The sequence below is a fragment of the Rhizobium sp. NPDC090275 genome (genome assembly GCF_044772225.1).
GTDB lineage: Bacteria > Pseudomonadota > Alphaproteobacteria > Rhizobiales > Rhizobiaceae > Rhizobium.
Map to the genome: position 1 here is coordinate 313,501 of NZ_JBIVYL010000006.1, position 17,435 is coordinate 330,935.

Sequence of the window (17,435 nt, forward strand, 5' to 3'; positions counted from 1 at the left end):
CAATGAGGCTCTTTGTGATCGATTAGTGGTTAGAAGAGCCCGTTCCCGGGCCATCGCCGGTTATGATCCCCGTCTCTTTGACCAAACAGACACTGCTCCTTGGGCTCAGCTAGCGCATGTCGCTATCGCTCGCCTTGGTGGTGCTTGTAGGCCTTGTCGGAGCGGAGGCTTGGCGCGGGCTTAGGTAAACCGCGGCCTGAGGCGAGTGGAGATGGAGTTCGGCCTTCGGGCCGGCCTAGAGGTTGGCGACATTACCCTTCTGCTGGACCGGTTAAGGCGTCGTCTGCTAGAACTTAGCACGGTCATGACGCTGATAGCGAAGTGGCGATACGATAGGCGGGCAGGTGTGCTTTAAAGGAGCAATGTGATGCGTCCGGAACACTATAAAGACGGAGGTGCCGCGGACCAAAGCACCCGGCTTAAGGTCGGCTTCGTTCTCGCGCGGTCATTCACGCTTTCGGCCTTTGCGATGTTCGTCGATACGCTGCGTCTCGCAAGCGACGAGCATGATCGGTCGGGAAGGGTGAGGGCCGACTGGCAGGTGCTTGGCAGCACCCGTCACCTGATTACATCGAGTTGCGGCGTGCAGGTTGCGCCGACATCGGACTTCGTCGATCCAGGCCGGTTCGACTATATCGTCGTGGTGGGCGGGTTGCTCAACAGGCAGGAACCTGTCGATCGTGATACCGTGGCGTTCCTTAAACTCGCTGACACCAAGAAGATTCCTCTGCTCGGGGTTTGCACAGGCACTTTCATTCTTGCCGAGGCTGGGATGATGAAGAACCACGACGTCTGCGTTAGCTGGCTTCATGCAAAAGCCTTCCGGGATCGGTTTCCCGAGTTGTCGGTTAGGTCGGACAGGATTTTCAATCTTGATCGGCGTCGGGGTTCGTGCGCCGGAGGCAGCAGCGCCGCCGATATGGCCGCAGCCCTTGTGCGCCGCCATATCGGCCGCGAAGCAGAAAGAAATGCTCTTGAGGTGCTGCAGATCGAGAAAGCCCGCTCCCACCTGGAGGTGCAACCACGGCGGCCACTTTACGAGGAATACAAGGATACGCGCTTGAGAGCGGTGTTGATCATGATGGAGCAGCATCTTGACAGCGATATTTCGATAGCGCAACTCGCTGCATCTGTGGGTGTTACGCGCAGGCAGCTTGAGCGTATTTTTGAGAAAGAAGCAGGCATGTCACCGGCACGCGCCTATGCCAAAGTTCGCCTTGAACGAGCCAAGGTGCTTCTTGCGCAGACAAAGTTGCCGATGATCGACATCGCGATGGATGTAGGTTTTCGCACGGCTTCGCAGTTCACCCACTCTTTCAAGCGAGAATTCGGACAGACGCCATCGCGCGTACGAGCCGCTCTGCTCGCAGTAAGCTGATGCAACCCGTTGGAACCATCAGGCAGCTTGTCGCTATCCTGTCAGTTCCGTCACGGGCGAGCGGGTTCGAGACGTGAGCTCTCCTGCGCCGATGGGTTCGGGGATCGCCGATATGCTTTGATCGACCGTGCAACGGCTATCGTAGCGCAGCCGGGGCGGGAATGCGACCGGCACAGGCGCCGACGGCCATAGGCTTGCCACCAGCCTCAGCGAAGCTTCGATGGAACCTGCGGCCTTGTGAGCAAACGATGGAAGCGAGCCGGCGCGAGGCTTTCGCGCACGATCAGTACGACATATCGCCACTGCACCTCCTGACAAATTCTTGGGCGAGCACCTGAAGACGTTGCATCCTGGAGGCAATATCGACTGCCGCCGTTTTAAACGGGCACTTGCTCCGCTTCGCGCGCGAGCCAACGAACGCCCTGGCGAGAAGAGCCGTATTGCCGGAAATGTCGCGTGGCGGGCGGTAGAAGGTAACCCGCTTCTAGTGTGAGCGCACGAGCACATGAAAAACCCGCTCACTCATTGCAGGCGGAACGGAACAAGTGGCTATCACCGCAGTTTCGCCAACACGGCACGTCGCCGGAGACTTTTACCGGGAGTGATGTCCGGAAACGAGGGCGGGATCGAGTTGCGCGTTAGCGAGTACAGCACAGAAAACCACGCATCAGAAACAAAACCTGTCGACACAAACACATTTTCGGAACGACTGCCCGCGGCGTTTGTCGCCACCCGCCTTGCTGACGTCCTTCGCAAATCGACGACCTCTCTTTGTTATGTCGCGCTTGGCGAAGAGGCGCTCGAGGCCATTGCAAGATCGATCCTGTCACTCTTCCCCAACTTGAATTTGATTGTCTTTCCACCATGGGATTGCCTCCCCTACGATCGCGTACCACCGACCCGGCAGTGTATGGGGCGGCGAATGGACGCGCTTAGGGTTTGGGCTGAACCATCGCAGGCGCCGCGACTTATCCTGACATCGCTCGATGCGATACTCCAGCGCGTACCTCCTTTAGACACCATCCGCGGTAGCAGGCTCGAACTGCGTGTCGGTCAACGACTTAACCGCGCGGCCTTCAAAGCCTTTGTCGAAAGAACAGGCTATCTGGAAGAAGGGGTCGCGGACGATCCAGGCGAAGTTGCGGTCCGAGACGAGGTGATCGACATCTTTCCCGCCGGCGCGACCTTTCCGATGCGTATCGTATTATCGAAAGATCTACATGTGAGCGAGCTGCGGTCATATGACCCCGAGACGCAGCGGACAGACAAACTGCTTGAAACACTCATACTCGGTCCAGCGTCTGAAGCTATTCCCGACAGAGGGGGTAAGGTTGTAGACGAGCCATCCGATGGGATGGAGCGCCGACTTCTTCGACGTTACGACCAGATGCCGGCGGTCTTCGACCTGCTCGGCGATGCCCGGCTGCTGTTCGAGCCTGGGTTTGATGATCGCGCTGACCAATATCATGATATTATCGACGACGCGCGCCACGCCCACCGGACGTTGCGCGCTACGGAAGCATCTTCACCGCGATCGATTTACCTTAGCAGCGACGAATGGCAGGCAGTTTGCTGCAAGGCTGAAACACTCGACATCGGCTCAACCGCACCCCGCGCACTTGCCTCGTTCGACGAAGCGTCTGACCAACGTAAGGCTTTGATAGACATGGTACCGGATTGTCTAAGGAATGGACGAAAGGTCGTCGTGGCGGGCCGCGGCCGTTCTCATGACGCCTTCTGTAACCGCCTGCGGCGCGTCGCGAAGATTGAGGTATCGAGCGCGATGGACTGGGTGGAGATTGAGCGCTCGAACTCTGGCCTCTTCAGGATCGACGGGGAGATCGACGAAGGTTTTGTCGATGTCGATGCAAATATTGTGCTGATCAGCTCGGGACACAAGTCGGGGCTGACTGCCCGATCGACTGATCTGCTTGCTGAACCCGAACTGCGGATTGGCGATGTCGTCGTCCATGAGGAGCACGGTGTCGGTGTGCTGACAGAGCTCGAAACGATCACGATCGACGGCACCTGTCGCGATGCCGCGCGACTTGAGTATCGTGATGGGGCATCGTTGCTCGTACCGTTCGATGAGTTCGACCGGCTGTGGCGATACGGTGCAGAGCCTGACGCCGTGACCCTTGACCGTCTTCATACCGATGCATGGCACAAAAAGCGGGCAAAGATCGCTGCCGATATCCGCTCGACTGCCATTCATATAACTGCCTTAGCTGAGGCACGCAAAGCATCGAAGGCCGACATTTTTGTCCCCCCTCGCGCGACCTACGGCGCTTTCGTGCGGCGCTTTCCCTATCCCGCGACCGCTGATCAGAGCGCTGCCATACGATCGGTTCTCTCGGACCTCAGTTCCGGAAGAGCGATGAACCGCCTTATTTGCGGCGATGTTGGCTTCGGCAAGACGGAAGTGGCATTAAGAGCTGCTGCGGCGGTAGCACTTTCAGGAGGGCAGGTCGTCGTGATCGTCCCCACCACCGTGCTCGCGCGTCAACATCTGATGACATTCGAGCGACGGTTCGCGGGGTCGCCAGTCAAAGTGGCAATGTTGTCGCGTCTCGTAAAACCCGCGGCGGCCAAGAAAGTCAAAGCCGGGCTCGCCGACGGTGATATTGGGATCGTCATAGCCACCCACGCCATTTTGGCAAAGGATGTGACCTTTTCGCGCTTGGGGCTCCTTGTCGTTGACGAGGAACACCGGTTCGGCCTCAAGGATAAACAGGCCATGAGCTCATTAGCGCCCTCCCTCCACACGCTTACAATGTCCGCGACCCCAATCCCGCGGACATTGCTGTCAGCTATGGTCGGCCTTCATGACGTCGACGTCCTCGCAACTGCGCCTTCCAGGCGCCGACCCGTCAGGACGTCCCTAGCTACTGTTGACCGCGCCACAATGCGCATTGCGTTGATGCGCGAGTTTAGGCGCGCAGGTCAGAGTTTCGTTGTCGTTCCCAGGATCGAGGATATCCCGGACGTGGCAGATGTTCTCCAGGAGATCGTTCCCGAGTTAAAAGTCCTGATCGCGCATGGAAAGATGCCGGCGGCCGACATCGATGAAGCCATGGTCGGCTTCGCGGATGGAGAGGGCGACATTTTGCTGTCGACCAACATTATCGAAAACGGTCTCGATGTGCCCCGCGCCAATACGATGTTTATCTGGAATGCCGAAAAGCTAGGCCTCGCGCAATTGCACCAATTGCGGGGCAGGGTCGGCAGGACGAGGGTCCAGGGTATCGTCCATCTCCTGGCCGAAACGATTGAAGAGCTGTCGCAGGAGGCACGCTTACGGCTGACCACGCTGGTTGAGAATGATCGTTTGGGTTCAGGGCTCGACATCAGTCTGCGTGATCTTGACTTACGCGGCAGTGGGGATATCGCAGGCGAAGAACAGACAGGGCATATGCGGGTGATCGGAACCGGCCTTTATCATAGGCTCCTCGAGGCCGCCCTGGCGACGGTCAATGGGAAGGAAACTGCTGACACAGACCGGGCAACGCTCAATATCGGAGTGTCAGGCGGGATTCCCAGTGATTACATTTCTGATCCAGAGGTTCGCCTCGATCTGCACGCGAGGCTGTTGCGCGCTGCGTCGGTGAAAGAAGTCGATAATCTAGAAGAGGAGTTCGACGACCGGTTTGGTCAGCCTCCGATGGAGGTCGTCACCTTGTTGAGACTGGCCAGGGTCAAAATTACGGCCGGTCGCATCGGCATTTCGCAACTTGACGCTGGGCCAAAAGCTCTTGCATTGTCGCTAACACCAAGGGTGTCCGCCAAGACAATAGCAAAATTCGTCGGCATGGGCGGCCTGCATAAAAACGAGAGACTGGTTTTCGAGGGCGAGGCGACGGGCAGTACCGAAGGGATCGAATTCATCGAGAGGCTGTTAGGTATCCACTCGTGAATGATAGTCTGGTCGGAGAAACGCTATTAGGCGGTTCGAGCCGTTTCATCCGACAGCTTGCATCAATGATTTCAGCGCGTGGGAACACACTGGGACCTGCGGTCGACCCTTCTTTGCGATAGTTTCGCTTGGCGTGCCGCACCAGGCTGTTGGCGCCTTGATGCAATTCAACGGACGCGCGGGTTCTCTCTCATCTGCTTCGTTGATCTACCAAATGAAGCCAAGAGCTTAAGCCTGCGCGCCGGCAGATTGCTTTCGCGCCTCTCGAAATCGGTCCAACATCGGCAATCGTCATGAGGATAAGACGAAGGTGATGATGTCGGTGACAAGAGGTTCACCGCTACGCCTCGACGAGATGGTCGATTTTAAGCCAAGCGCTGGCCGAAATTGATGCTTGCGGGCTGCCTTTCCGAACCTCCACCTGTGTGACTGCGACCCTCCTCATTAGAAGCTGCCTCTGGTGCCAGGGGGTGCAATGATCCGGCGCGTCGTCGATGTCGGATCTGGGCTCTCACGTAGGTGGTAGGGGCGCGAGAAGGTTTGTGACGCGCAAGGCTTCATCGGCTATGCACTCGTGGTTGAGTTCGCAACCCGCGTGGTTGCTGCTGCTAATATGTTGTCACGCGGCGCGGTCGGATCAGGTAGCGATAGCGCCTCTGTTGTGCGCTAATCGTGTAGCTTAGACGTGAAGCACAATGCGCCGCCCTTAACGGCGCGAATGAGCATCCAAACTTGCCCCTTTAAAAAAGTGTCATCGGGGGCGGATTAGATCATGCTCGTTATGTCATCTTGAGCAGCGTTCTAATTGTGTGACCCTCGCGATAGCCGGCTTTTTCAGACGGCGATTTGCGGTCGGAGCGCATGACGGGGACCGAAAGATCAGGTCCGACGTCACTTCAGACCAAGGTCTGAAATGTCTCCGACCTAGGTCCGACCAGGGAACTCCCAGCAGGTTGAGTCGTTTTCTGGCTGCGAGAAAGCATCGTTAAAGGAGATCAAGATGATTTACAAACTGACAGCGACCGCAATCGCGGCCATTGCACTTATGTCCGGCGTGGCCATGGCCCAGTCGGGAACCGTTAACGGCGCGGCTGGCGGAGCGGTTACCGGTGCCATCGTTGGTGGTCCCGTTGGTGCGGCCGTGGGTGGCGTTACGGGCGCCGTGGTCGGAACCATCATCGATCCGCCGCCGGCAAAGGTCGTTACCTATGTCCGCGAAGCGCCTGCTCCGGCAGCGCCGGTCGTCGTGCAGGAAAAGGTGGTCGTCGGCCATGCATTGCCGGAGACCGTCGTCGTCACGCCGGTCCCCGAAAATCCGAAGTATGGCTATGCGATCGTCAACAACGAGCGCGTCATCATCGAGCCTTCGTCCCGCAAGGTTATCCAAGTTATCAATTGATTAGGCTTGGCAGGGCGGCGCGGCGCAACGCGGTGCCGCCCAATCAGGCTAACACCGCCGCAAAGGCGTCGAAAAAGCATAGTAAATAGCAACGGATGATATGATGAATGGGCTCGCAAGCGTCGCGTTTGGAATTGTCACGGTCTTGGGTACCGTCACCCTCGCTGCGTCGGTGGCATCCATCGGTATGGCCGAAAGCACTGAGCAAGGTTTGCGCGGGCAAGGCGATACGACCCTTTGGACCGAACAGCCCACGCGCGTCAATCCCACGAACCAAGCCTACGAGCGTTTACCTCCTGCACTTTCGACTTATGCGGTGGCGGAAATCCACAGAGCTCCGTCAAGGCCGCCGGTCGTTGTTGCGGCGCACCCTGTCGCCGATAGCTTACCGGCGCCGAGTGCAATGTCACCGGAACATTTGAACTGGTGTTCGTCGCGCTACCGATCTTTTGATCCGGCGACCAACACGTATCGAACATTCCAGGGTCAGGTTCGCGTCTGTCAGTCCCCCTTTAAGAATAATGCCGACGTTGTGACTTACACGCCGCCCGTCGCCGCCGGCCCGCTGACCGGTGAGGCAACTTGGTGCGCAAGTCGTTATAAATCCTATCGAGCGGAAGATAATACCTATCAGCCCTACAATGGACCTCGCGTGAAATGCACGCCGCCAGCAGGCGGCCAGACTCTCGCGTCGAGCGAATAGTCGAGCCAGTTTGGACCAAAGCCCGTGTTGCAAGCGTCTACGTTGTGATAGGCTTGGTTGACATGACAGGAGCAAGGTTCAAACCGCTAAAGATGATGGCCAAGATTTGGCAAGTCCGAAACGGCGCGCAAAGGTCAGGGCGTGATGTTGAGCGACTGGGACGGGTGTCTCGTCGTTGCCTTGTGGGACATCCACAGTGACAGGGGAGTGGCGCGCCCGGAGGCCAAAAGCATAGGTCACCCACCCACCCATCGCGCGAGCTTGGACCCTGTCCAGCTGTGCCGTGGGTGATGAGGAATTCAAGCCTGTGCCAATTGAGCTTGAGAAGCTGCGCGCGGTTTTTGCACGGGGCCCCGAACGTCGAAAGTTTTCGCCGACGATCCGATAGGAGCGATCATGCGTGTCCTGATTGTTGAAGATGAGCCGGCCTTTGCGCTGACGGTCGAAGATATCGCCATTGCCGAAGGCTTCGAGATCGCGGGGATTGCCCGTAACACAGCCGAGGCAATGGAACTGGCGCGCGAGACGGATATCGCAGTCCTAGATGTGCGCCTTGCCGATGGACTGACAGGGCCGGATATTGCCGCGCAACTGGCCGAGCGCTTCGACGTTGGCATTGTCTATCTCACGGGAAATCCGGACCTTATTTCCGACAAGGAGGGCGTGCACGTCGTCGTCAAACCGCCGAGCGCTGCAGGCGTTGTCGACGGCCTACGTAAGGCGGCGGCGTGGCGAAGTCGTCGTGTGCGGCAACAGCTTGCGCCCGATGAACCAACCAATAACGCATTTAAACCAATACAGCACTGACAGGAGCACTTCGTGACAAACATTCAAGCCAGCCGCTCCAACGGCGGCGCCGATGGGCAGCGAACCGCCGAGATTATCCCGGCGCACTCCGTTCGGTCACATAGCAACTTACGTCGTTCCAACGCAAGCGCCGCCGAACGTGGGCGCGGCTTCGACGTTAAGTTCTTACTTCGCGAGATGGACATTCTGGCCGAAGAACTCGCCAAACTCGCCCCCTCAATGGACAGAACCGCGCTTGAGCTTCGGCTGGCACAGATGCGGCAGGTGGTGGAATTTCGTTACACGCAGCGGCCAGATCACCTAGAGGTCGAATAAACGTCGCAATATTTCGGTGTAGCGTCGATCCACGCGCCGTCACCTGCGTAGAGAGAGGCACAAGGCCGGAAAGGACGCAATCATGCTTTCAAGGCGCTGCCTGTTGAAATTGGGATGCGGAGCGACTGTCGCCCTTGCTATCTCGGCGATGCCACTGACGCTGAGTTTGGGGACGTTTCCCGCGCCGACGATGAATGCCGCCAAGGCGAAGGATGGCAATAACGGCAACGGCAATGGCGGAGGTAACGGCAATGGCGGTGGTAATGGCAACGGCGGCAACAATGGAAATGGTGCCAGCAACGGGAACGGCGGCGGTTCAAGCAACGGTAACGGCGCGGGCAGTGCCGGCAACAGTTCCAGCAATTCGGGTGGTAACGGAAACAGCAATGGCAACGGAGGCGCAAGCGCTAACTCCGCTAGAGGCGGTAGCTCTTCGCCGTCATCTTCCTCCGCATCGCCTGCTTCGGGCGTTCAGGCCACGCAAGATAGCGATGGCAGCCTCGATGTCCGCCACGGAAATGGCATAACCGAAACGCTGCGCCGCGGCCGCTACATCATGCGGGATTCAAAGGGCCGCACCATCGTCGACAGGCGGGCGACATCCAACGATGTTCGGCGGCTGAACCGGTTTGTTCGCTAGGATTTGAAGACCTAACCCTTCCCACGCCAACGCAGGGCCGCCTCGGTTCGATTGGAAACGCCCAATTTCGTCAGGATTTGCGTCATGTGATGCTTGACGGTCTTTTCCTGCAGATCAAGCCGTAGCGCGATATGCTTGTTAGAGAGGCCTTCGCCTACAAGGTCCATGACCTCCCGTTCGCGCGGCGTCAGGCTGTTCTTGGACGGCTCCTTTTCCAGCGACACATCCACCACTTTCGCGGACATAGCTGGAGACACATAGCGGGTGCCCTTGAGGATCGTTCTGATCGCCTCCGCAAGCCCCCTGGAGCCGATGCCCTTCAGAACATATCCCATCGCGCCCCTTTGGAGCGCGCCCAGCAACGTGTCGATCTCCTCGGAAGCGGTCAGCATTAACACCTTTGTCGATGGGCTGTGTTGCAAGATTTCACCGATTGCGCTCAAGCCCCCGCCTGGCATGGACACGTCGACCAGCATGACATCAGGATGCTTGTCGGCCGCAATCATCGCCGCGTCGTCACAGGTGGCACCTTCTCCCACCACCAGGAAGTCCTTGATTTCGGAAAGGCTGCGCGTCACACCTTCGCGAAACAATGGATGGTCATCCACGATCCCAACAGTAATGGACGTCATCTCTGCTCTCCCGTTTCCATCGGTTCGAAGGTCATCGTCAGGATCGTGCCCTTGTCCCCGGTCTTCACTTCAAACGTTCCGCCAAGACTATCGACCCGCTCGCGGAGCCCGACAAGCCCTAGGCTTGATGGCCTGACATGGTTCGGATCGAAGCCCTCGCCGCGATCACTGACCGTGATCGTGACATGCCCGCGATGAAGGGCGGCCCAAACAGCCTGCTGGATGCCGCCGCCGTGGCGATGGGCATTGTTCAAGGCCTCCTGAATGAACCGGTAGATACAGATCTTGACCGCCGCCACCGGCTCCGATCCATCCTGCTCGATTACCGTGTTGACGGTCGTGGCTGTTCTCATTTGATGAGCTTCGGTGACACGGTTAACGATTTCGGCAAAAGATGCCTTTTCGATCTCGGGAAGCACCAGTCCCTTGCAGATGTTTCTGATCTCTGTCATCGCCTCGGCCAGGCTGGAGCGGATCCAGGACAGTTCCTTCTCACGCTCCTCGGGCTGAGTTTCGGCACTGATCAGCAATTCGCTATCGAGCCGCAGGGAAGCATAGGCGATGTGCTGTGCGGGGCCATCATGGAGGTCGGCGCCGATGCTGCGCAGATAGGTCTCGTTCAAGGATGCAGCGCGTTGGGATGCACGCTGGAGCCGGACCTGCAGCCCCTTGTTCTCAGCGAGCAACGTGGAGAGTTCCGCAACGCGTCTTGTGAGATCCCTCTGCTGTTCCTGGATTGTTTGGCTCCCGCGAAAAACCAGTGCTGACAAGACGGCAAAAAACACGGAGGTGAGACCTGCGACCGCGAACCAGCTCCACAGTCGTGCCTGCGTTAGGCTCTCGGCAAGTCCTTCGGCGGTCTCGTAAAATTCCAGGACCGCCACGGCCTGGCCGGACCATGGCTGGAGCACTGGATTGTAGATCTCCATCAGTGGCTTACCGAGAGAACGTTCGGCGGTGCTTTCCGGATCGTCGGCGATCTCGTAGCGCGCAACCAGCGTTCCCGCAAATGCCTGGCGAAGCTTGTCGTTGACCGCAAACTGTTTTCCGACAAGCGCCTTATCGTTGGAGTATAGAATTGTCCCGTCGCTGCGCCATAGTTTGAACGACACCAATCGCTTTACAAGCGCTCCTTGCTCAAGCGTTTCATCGAGCGCCAGCGCGCTCGCCTCGTCGAGCGGCGCAGCCTTCTGCATGTCGGGAAGGAGCGGAGCAACGACACTGTCGACATAAAGCGCGGTCGCGGCTCCCGAATTATGGATCACGGCATCTTCGATTACCTTCGACACCAGATAGCCGACGATAAACATCGCCGCCAAACTCACTAGGCCGCCAACCACGACAAATCGCAGCGCGAGAGAGCGGGCCGTCCAGCGGGAAATCCAGTTCATGATCAACCAGTTGTAATGAGATCCCCGATACCTAATGCTCATTTGGATCTTTTCCAGCCCTGCACAACGGGGGGTTCCATGGACGAAGGTGCGCGGTGTTCGCTTGCCGAGGGGGAGACGACGTACGCTGCGCGCTAACGGATTTGCCGATCGTCGATCCGCAGTGCAAAAGGCGCTCTGCAGGTGTGCCTTCGATCAAAGCGATGCAAGGGGTGACACAAGAGTGACGGTCACGGTGAAACGGGACAACTCCAAGATCGTTCTGGGCAACAGATAGGCGACACGAGCGACGCATCATCGACGCCTAGGCGAGCACGCTTCTGGTTTCATGAGGCGATGATTTCGCTACTCTGCGGCTTGGTTCATTTGTAGGCTGTCCAAGGGTTCGACGATAGAGATAATTTCGAAGTCCCCAATCATGTGGTGTTGATCGGACCCAAGAACGGCCAAGGTCCAAAAATCACGATCTTCGCCGAAAACCGTCGAGACTTGGACGATCGTCGTCTGGCCGGAGGTATGGCTTGCTGATCGCGCCCAGTAAAAGCAGCCTGGTACCAGACTCTTCATCATGCCTACTCCACACACAATTGCGGTAAGATATCAGAAAACTTGAGCGTGACCACTTCTCGTATCCGATACCCACAAAGACCTCGAGCAAGACGGCACCGGCTTGATGCCCCAGTTACTCGTGGCTCGCTGAGCCTCTCCTCAAAAAGCGCTCCAACACCTGCCGCCGTGTCGGGCAGCGATGCGACATGCCCAACTCGCGATTGAAGTCCATCTGTGGTCATAGCGGTCGGTATTTCACGGTTTGCACCCGTTGCCGAAGAGACTACGCGGGATGTGAGGAAAACAGCCATCGTATTAGCGACCTCCGATCCGTCTTGGGAGCATAAAATAGCTTACGTAAAAATAGCTTACAGATGTGCGTGCGAACCTCGCAAGTGGGACCTAAGTCCTACCGGAGGAACCAAAGGAATTTTGAGAGATTACCTCCACATCCATAGCTTGGTTCTACAGGCAGGACTTGAAAGGTTTACCTCGATGAAATTTGGTTCCGATAGCTTCACCCATGAAGATTGGTGCTTGCAAGGTCATGGTTCGGCGTCAACGATTGCAACTATTCGGGCGGCACTTTCCGCAGAGCCTGACATTGACAGCAGCGCGATCAAGGTTCACATGATCGGGCCAGTTGTAATATTGGAGGGCTACATCTCGAATACGGCTCATCGTGACAGCGCGATTGCGATTGCCGCGATGGTCGTTGGATTTGGAAACGTTCACGATCGAATGTTGAGCCACTATCCTCACTAACTCCAATGTCTCTTTGCCTATAGCGTCGATGGCAGCAGTCAACTCGAATGCCAGACTGCAAAGAAATCGCTGCTGTTGCGGCGCCAAGCTTAGATGAAGCACAACTGATCTTGGGAATGTTGTGACTTTAAATGCACTTAGAACTTTCAACGCTGACACCTCACTCCATTGCGATCGATCCACTTTGGAGAATCCGATGCGTTTGACGCGTGCACGTGTCGACTTCTACGTTAAGTGGAAGCGAGGCGGGAATGTGAGGCTGCCGGCTTATGCGAGGCCGACAAAAGTATAACATCCTGCATCTTTTTGCATGGTCGCACGTTCCGTTTTCTGATGACATCACCTAAGGACGATAGCGATGACAGATACGCGATTAAGAGGTTTCAAAAGCCGGGCTGAACTCGAAGAGCACCTCGGTGAGATCTCCGATGATGCGGAGGCGATTGGGGCAGCTGGCCACGTTCAAGACGATCTCAAAGACCTTGAACGAGAGGCCGCCTGGCTTCGCAAGGAGGTCTCTGATCTTCGAGCACAACTCCATGTCGTCCGTGGTGTTAACCAGCCGAACCAGGAAGAGCAAGCATCTGGTCGTCACTCTTGGCGATGGGCCACAGCATTCGCCATTGCCCTGACGCTTTATCATTTTCGGATGCGCGCGCTACACCGTCCAACTTAGAGTGTCCCCAGGCTATCTTCTGTCAGTGGCCACCGCGCACCTAACAACGTAGCCGTCGATTGCGTCTTGTGTTTGAAAGCCGATTACCAAAGGCCCGCTGCAATGCCAGCAGTCGGGTCGAGGTCATCGGCGTTCGTTCCTCCACACGACATCAGACCTCCGTCCGATGTATGATCAGCGATGATCCGTTAGCGTTGAAATCAATCTTGAATGGTAATGAGACGTCCTGCTGGCGGCTCACCTGGAGGAAACGATGCGCATCACCATTCTGGCTTCGATGACTGCCCTATTGCTCGCTGTCTGCGTGGTCCCGCTCGCTGTTGCAGGCTTTGCTTGCACTGCCATGGCGAAGGACGGAAATGGTGGGGGTAATGGCGGTGGCCATGGAGGCGGCGGCGGCAATGGAGGCGGAAACCATGGCAACAGCGGTGGCCAGGCCGGGAGCTCTACACACGGCACCTCGCCATCGCGAGGCAATATCGCGAAAGGAAAGTCGGGCGAGGCTAGTGATCATTCGCGGGGCGGCAAGGCTGAGCGCGCGACATCTTTAACCACGAACGAACGCAAGGCGTCCGCCGAGCTAGCTGGATTGAACTCTCTCAATCGCAACTACAAAGCCTATCTTCATACGTCTGATCCACGAATGAAAGCGATCTCAGCTTACGCCGTTGCCTATGCCCAATACGAACTCGATAACGGGATCGAGCCGTCCGAGAATGATCCAATCCTCGGAGACCAGGCGCTGCAAGACGCGCTCGCATCGGCAACGACGACTGGGGAGATCAGCTCCGTCGCACTCCAGAGGGCCAAGTCTATCCTTGGTGTCGGTGAGGCCGAGGGAAAGATCGATCAAATCAGAGCCACACTCACGCCGACATCGGCAGTCGAGGATGCCGTCCCCGTCGTTGGCCGCCCGAATTGAGCAAAAGAGGCGTGGATGCCTATGACCATCGAGCGAGACTGGCTATGCGGTGTTGTTTTCGGTTGAAACACGCTGCGCGAACGCAACAGCGATGATCGCGCAGGCAGTCAAAATAGCGACGAGAAGCCAAGCCTCGTTGATCGCCTGGACAGTTCCTGCGGTCTGAACGAGCGGATCGAGCACGGCAGTCTGTTCCGCGTCGAACCCGCCGGACTGATGCGCGGTGACGATGTCAATTGGAGCTCCAATAAAATCGGCGATGTTTTTGTCGCCATTCTCTAGGCCCTTCCAAAGCTTTTGTCCCAGGGCCTCGGAACGGGTGTAGATGATCGTGTCTATCAAGGCGATCCCGATCGCGCCTCCGAGGTTGCGCGTCAAGTTGAAAAGGCCGCTAGCATCTGGAACACGATTGGGCGGTAGCGTGCCGAGGGCCAGACGAGTGGGCGGCAAAAGGCAAAACATGATAGCGACGCCGCGAACGATCTGCGGCCAAAACATCGCATCATAATCAGATCGAGGATCTTGGTAAGCACTCATTGCGAGGCCAACCGCAAACAGGCCAAATCCGCATGCTGACAACAGGCGCGGGTCGGTTCTCTTTTCTAACGCCACAGCAATTGGTGCGGTGACGAGTTGAGCAATGCCCGTGACCAGCATGACCATACCGATTTCCAAGGCGTCGTGTCCCCTGACAAATGCCAGGAAGACTGGCATGAGATACACCGAGCCGAACAGTCCGATACCAAGAACGAAGCTCAGGATCGAGCCAACGAGAAAATTACGGTCCCCGAAGTTGCCGAGCTCAACGAGAGGTCGCGAGCGCATTGTGGAACGCCAGGCGAAAAGCGATCCAGCGATGAAAGCGCAGCTCAAGCAGCCGATCACGTAAAGGGAAATCCACCCGTTTGTCGGCGCTTCCTTCAGGCCGATTTCCAAGGCGGCGAGACAGCCGGCCATGCATAGCAGGGACAGCCAGTCGAAGCCTCGAAGTGCTGACGGATCGACCCTGTGGAGTGGCAGGGTCCGCGACGCCACCGCGGCGGCGACTAGTCCCGGCGCGAGGTTGATCAGGAAGAGCCAATGCCATGAATAAGTATGGGTCAACCACCCGCCTGCGATCGGGCCAACAGTGGGTGCGAGAACAGCAAGCACGCCCGCGATCGTCGTCGCCAATGCTTGGCGCTTATTGGGGAAGAGGATGAAAACTGCGGAAAAGACCGAAGGTATCAACGTTCCCCCGGAAAATCCCTGAAGAACTCGAAAGGTGACGAGCTCGCCGAATTCGCCGCTAGCTGCGCATCCAGCGGAAGCGATGACGAAAACGATGAGTGATCCTACAAACAACCAGCGCATGGTCAGCAACCGGGTGAAAAAACCGGTCAGCGGGATGGCGACGACCTCAGCGATCAGATAAGCGGTCTGGATCCAGCTTAGCCTGTCAGGATTGATTTCGAGCGCCGACTGTATAGTCGGAAGCGATGTCGCCACTACCTGGACGTCAAGGATCGCCAGGAACATGCCCGCGCACATCGCCACAAATCCGATCCACACCGAAACGAATGTTCGAAGTGCTGGCGAATGATCAGCGGTGTCAGACATGTCGAGATCCCGAAAGGGCCGCGTTCTCGGTCTTGATCCTGACCGTTAGAACGAGTGCGTTGGCGATGGAGAATACCAGCGCGTGGAGCGGTTGGCCAAGACAGAGTGGAAAGACCGCGATCTCGCCGATGACGACCAGGTAATTGGGATGGCGGATGAAGCGGTAGGGACCGGCAGCCACCAGCGTCTCGCCAGGAACGACGATAATGCGTGTCGTCCAACGTTTCCCGAGTGTGGCAAGCGTCCAAAACCGCAATGCCTGCAGACACACAAACACACCGAGCCAAATAGGGTGAACCCGCACATTCCATGCCACAACCCAAAGGCTGGACAGCCACAACGTATGAAGCGCGACGATCAGGCTGTAATGTTCTTTGCCAATCTCCCGGCCACCCTTTGAAAGTAAAGCTTTGGTGTTGCGTCGCGCGAACCAGAGTTCACCGACCCGCTCCACGGTGACCGCCAATAACAACATAGACGACCAGGTCATGCCATGGCCTTCAACGACACGCAGCTTAGCGTAAAACCCGGTCCCATGGCCGTTAGCAATGTGCGCTGCGGCTGACCTGCCGCAATGACCCTTTCAAGAACGAACAGAGCGGTCGGCGATGACATGTTTCCGTACTCTCGTAGAACTTGCCGTTCGTGGTCCAGTGCTCCCCGATCGAGTTTCAGCGCGGATTCCAGGGCATCGATCACCTTTGCGCCGCCTGGATGACACGCAAAGCGATCGATATCATGCAAGGCAAGGTTGGACCTCGATAAGATGGTCTTAATCGCCGGACGAAGATTGCCTTGTGCGAATGGCGGAATAGCGCGATCGAAAATCACACCGAGACCTTCGGGGTCGACACTCCATCCCATTATGTCGAGGGTGTCGGGGGGAAGGTGCTGTCCGCTCATTTCTATTTCCGCTAGTCCATATTCGCCTGCCTTGACAATACAAGCGGCGGCTCCGTCGCCGAAAAGTGCGGTGGCGACAATATTCGCCTTTGTGAGTTGATCCAAGCGGAACGCGAGCGTGCAGGTCTCCACGGCGACGAGCAGCACGACAGAACCGGGTCGCGACGCCGCCAGTCGCGACGCGATCGACAAACCCGAAACGCCGCCCGCGCAACCCAGGCCGAACACGGGCACGCGCTCAACGTCCTCGCGAAAACCCATCGTCTCAAAGACGCGCGCTTCCAGGCTGGGCGTCGCGATGCCGGTCGATGAGACAGTGACAACGGTATCGACATCGGACGCGGCGAGCTGGGCAACATCAAGCGCACGGGTTGCCGCATCAACAAAAAGTGTGCTCGCACCCTCGATGAAAGCCGTGTTTTTGGCTGGCCATCCTGAAGTGTTGAGGTACCAGTCGATAGGTCGCACGCCGTAGCGCCGGCTGATGCCCGAGCTCTCGAAGACTTTGGCCAGGCGCTCGAAGTCGCCAAAGCGAGACGAGAAAGCCTTGTGTGAAGCAAGAGCGGCGTCACGCTGGTCAATCAAGTACGGGGGCAGGGCGGTTCCAATCGAGACCAATTTAACGGATGCGGGCATGGTGGTCCTTTGGCGATCCTTCTCGGCCACGCTTCGCGTTGTTGGCCATCGAGAGCAGGAACGTCATCCGCGGGAGGAAAGTTTCAAAACATAAGGAACTGTGCCAAAGGCTTGAGTAGCTGCACCAAATAGCGCAAGTCAGCCGCCCTCAAAAGAAGATCTACGGTCTGAAATCCCGCCACGAGCTGCCGAGCGGGTCGCTCGTCA

At 57.5% G+C, this 17,435-nt stretch carries 16 protein-coding genes; 10 read left to right on the plus strand and 6 right to left on the minus strand.

Features of this window, described 5'->3' with window-relative positions; genetic code table 11:
* Window positions 1–367: 367 nt before the first annotated feature.
* The 7 genes from ACIQUB_RS17690 to ACIQUB_RS17720 all read left to right on the plus strand — a co-directional run bounded on the left by ACIQUB_RS17690 (window position 368) and on the right by ACIQUB_RS17720 (window position 9,155).
* Window positions 368–1,378, plus strand: coding sequence for a GlxA family transcriptional regulator (locus ACIQUB_RS17690; protein ID WP_402931034.1), 1,011 nt, complete (start codon window positions 368–370; stop codon window positions 1,376–1,378).
* 604 nt (window positions 1,379–1,982) lie between these two features.
* Window positions 1,983–5,291: a DEAD/DEAH box helicase gene (locus tag ACIQUB_RS17695; RefSeq protein WP_402931036.1), complete on the plus strand. Its 3,309-nt coding sequence runs from the start codon at window positions 1,983–1,985 to the stop codon at window positions 5,289–5,291.
* Window positions 5,292–6,291: 1,000 nt separating this feature from the next.
* On the plus strand, window positions 6,292–6,690 hold the full coding sequence (locus tag ACIQUB_RS17700) for a DUF1236 domain-containing protein (RefSeq protein ID WP_402931038.1): 399 nt from the start codon (window positions 6,292–6,294) through the stop codon (window positions 6,688–6,690).
* A gap of 103 nt (window positions 6,691–6,793) precedes the next feature.
* Window positions 6,794–7,393, plus strand: coding sequence for a BA14K family protein (locus tag ACIQUB_RS17705; RefSeq protein ID WP_402931040.1), 600 nt, complete (start codon window positions 6,794–6,796; stop codon window positions 7,391–7,393).
* Window positions 7,394–7,789: 396 nt separating this feature from the next.
* The gene (locus ACIQUB_RS17710; protein WP_402931042.1) at window positions 7,790–8,200 is read left to right on the plus strand and encodes a response regulator; all 411 of its coding nucleotides are present in this window, start codon (window positions 7,790–7,792) and stop codon (window positions 8,198–8,200) included.
* A 12-nt stretch (window positions 8,201–8,212) separates the two neighbouring features.
* Entirely contained in the window at window positions 8,213–8,515 is a 303-nt protein-coding gene (locus ACIQUB_RS17715) for a hypothetical protein (protein ID WP_018899594.1), read from the plus strand.
* A gap of 79 nt (window positions 8,516–8,594) precedes the next feature.
* Entirely contained in the window at window positions 8,595–9,155 is a 561-nt protein-coding gene (locus tag ACIQUB_RS17720; RefSeq protein WP_402931214.1) for a hypothetical protein, read from the plus strand.
* An 11-nt stretch (window positions 9,156–9,166) separates the two neighbouring features.
* Here the strand turns inward: ACIQUB_RS17720 and ACIQUB_RS17725 are convergent, their stop codons facing one another.
* The 3 genes from ACIQUB_RS17725 to ACIQUB_RS17735 form a co-directional block, all read right to left on the minus strand.
* Window positions 9,167–9,787, minus strand: a complete 621-nt coding sequence (locus ACIQUB_RS17725; RefSeq protein ID WP_402931045.1) for a response regulator — start codon at window positions 9,785–9,787, stop codon at window positions 9,167–9,169.
* A complete protein-coding gene (locus ACIQUB_RS17730) occupies window positions 9,784–11,178 on the minus strand; it encodes a sensor histidine kinase (RefSeq protein ID WP_402931215.1) in 1,395 nt (464 codons plus the stop codon). Before ACIQUB_RS17730 ends, ACIQUB_RS17725 begins: the two co-directional genes overlap by 4 nt.
* A gap of 345 nt (window positions 11,179–11,523) precedes the next feature.
* Window positions 11,524–11,748, minus strand: a complete 225-nt coding sequence (locus ACIQUB_RS17735) for a hypothetical protein (protein ID WP_402931047.1) — start codon at window positions 11,746–11,748, stop codon at window positions 11,524–11,526.
* 474 nt (window positions 11,749–12,222) lie between these two features.
* Between ACIQUB_RS17735 and ACIQUB_RS17740 the strand changes: the two genes are divergently transcribed.
* The 3 genes from ACIQUB_RS17740 (at window position 12,223) to ACIQUB_RS17750 (ending at window position 14,090) form a co-directional block, all read left to right on the plus strand.
* Complete coding sequence (locus tag ACIQUB_RS17740; RefSeq protein WP_402931049.1) at window positions 12,223–12,492, plus strand: BON domain-containing protein; 270 nt, start codon at window positions 12,223–12,225, stop codon at window positions 12,490–12,492.
* Between the two features lie 358 nt (window positions 12,493–12,850).
* On the plus strand, window positions 12,851–13,168 hold the full coding sequence (locus ACIQUB_RS17745) for a hypothetical protein (RefSeq protein WP_402931051.1): 318 nt from the start codon (window positions 12,851–12,853) through the stop codon (window positions 13,166–13,168).
* Window positions 13,169–13,421: 253 nt separating this feature from the next.
* A complete protein-coding gene (locus tag ACIQUB_RS17750) occupies window positions 13,422–14,090 on the plus strand; it encodes a hypothetical protein (protein WP_402931053.1) in 669 nt (222 codons plus the stop codon).
* 42 nt (window positions 14,091–14,132) lie between these two features.
* Here the strand turns inward: ACIQUB_RS17750 and ACIQUB_RS17755 are convergent, their stop codons facing one another.
* Genes ACIQUB_RS17755 through ACIQUB_RS17765 form a run of 3 tightly spaced genes read right to left on the minus strand, consistent with a single transcriptional unit; the run spans window position 14,133 to window position 17,228 of the window.
* Window positions 14,133–15,689 carry a DHA2 family efflux MFS transporter permease subunit gene (locus ACIQUB_RS17755; protein ID WP_402931055.1) on the minus strand — a complete coding sequence of 519 codons (1,557 nt, stop codon included), beginning with the start codon at window positions 15,687–15,689 and terminating at the stop codon, window positions 14,133–14,135.
* Window positions 15,682–16,179, minus strand: coding sequence for an isoprenylcysteine carboxyl methyltransferase family protein (locus tag ACIQUB_RS17760; RefSeq protein ID WP_402931057.1), 498 nt, complete (start codon window positions 16,177–16,179; stop codon window positions 15,682–15,684). Before ACIQUB_RS17760 ends, ACIQUB_RS17755 begins: the two co-directional genes overlap by 8 nt.
* A complete protein-coding gene (locus tag ACIQUB_RS17765) occupies window positions 16,176–17,228 on the minus strand; it encodes a type III polyketide synthase (RefSeq protein ID WP_402931059.1) in 1,053 nt (350 codons plus the stop codon). Before ACIQUB_RS17765 ends, ACIQUB_RS17760 begins: the two co-directional genes overlap by 4 nt.
* Window positions 17,229–17,435 lie beyond the last annotated feature (207 nt).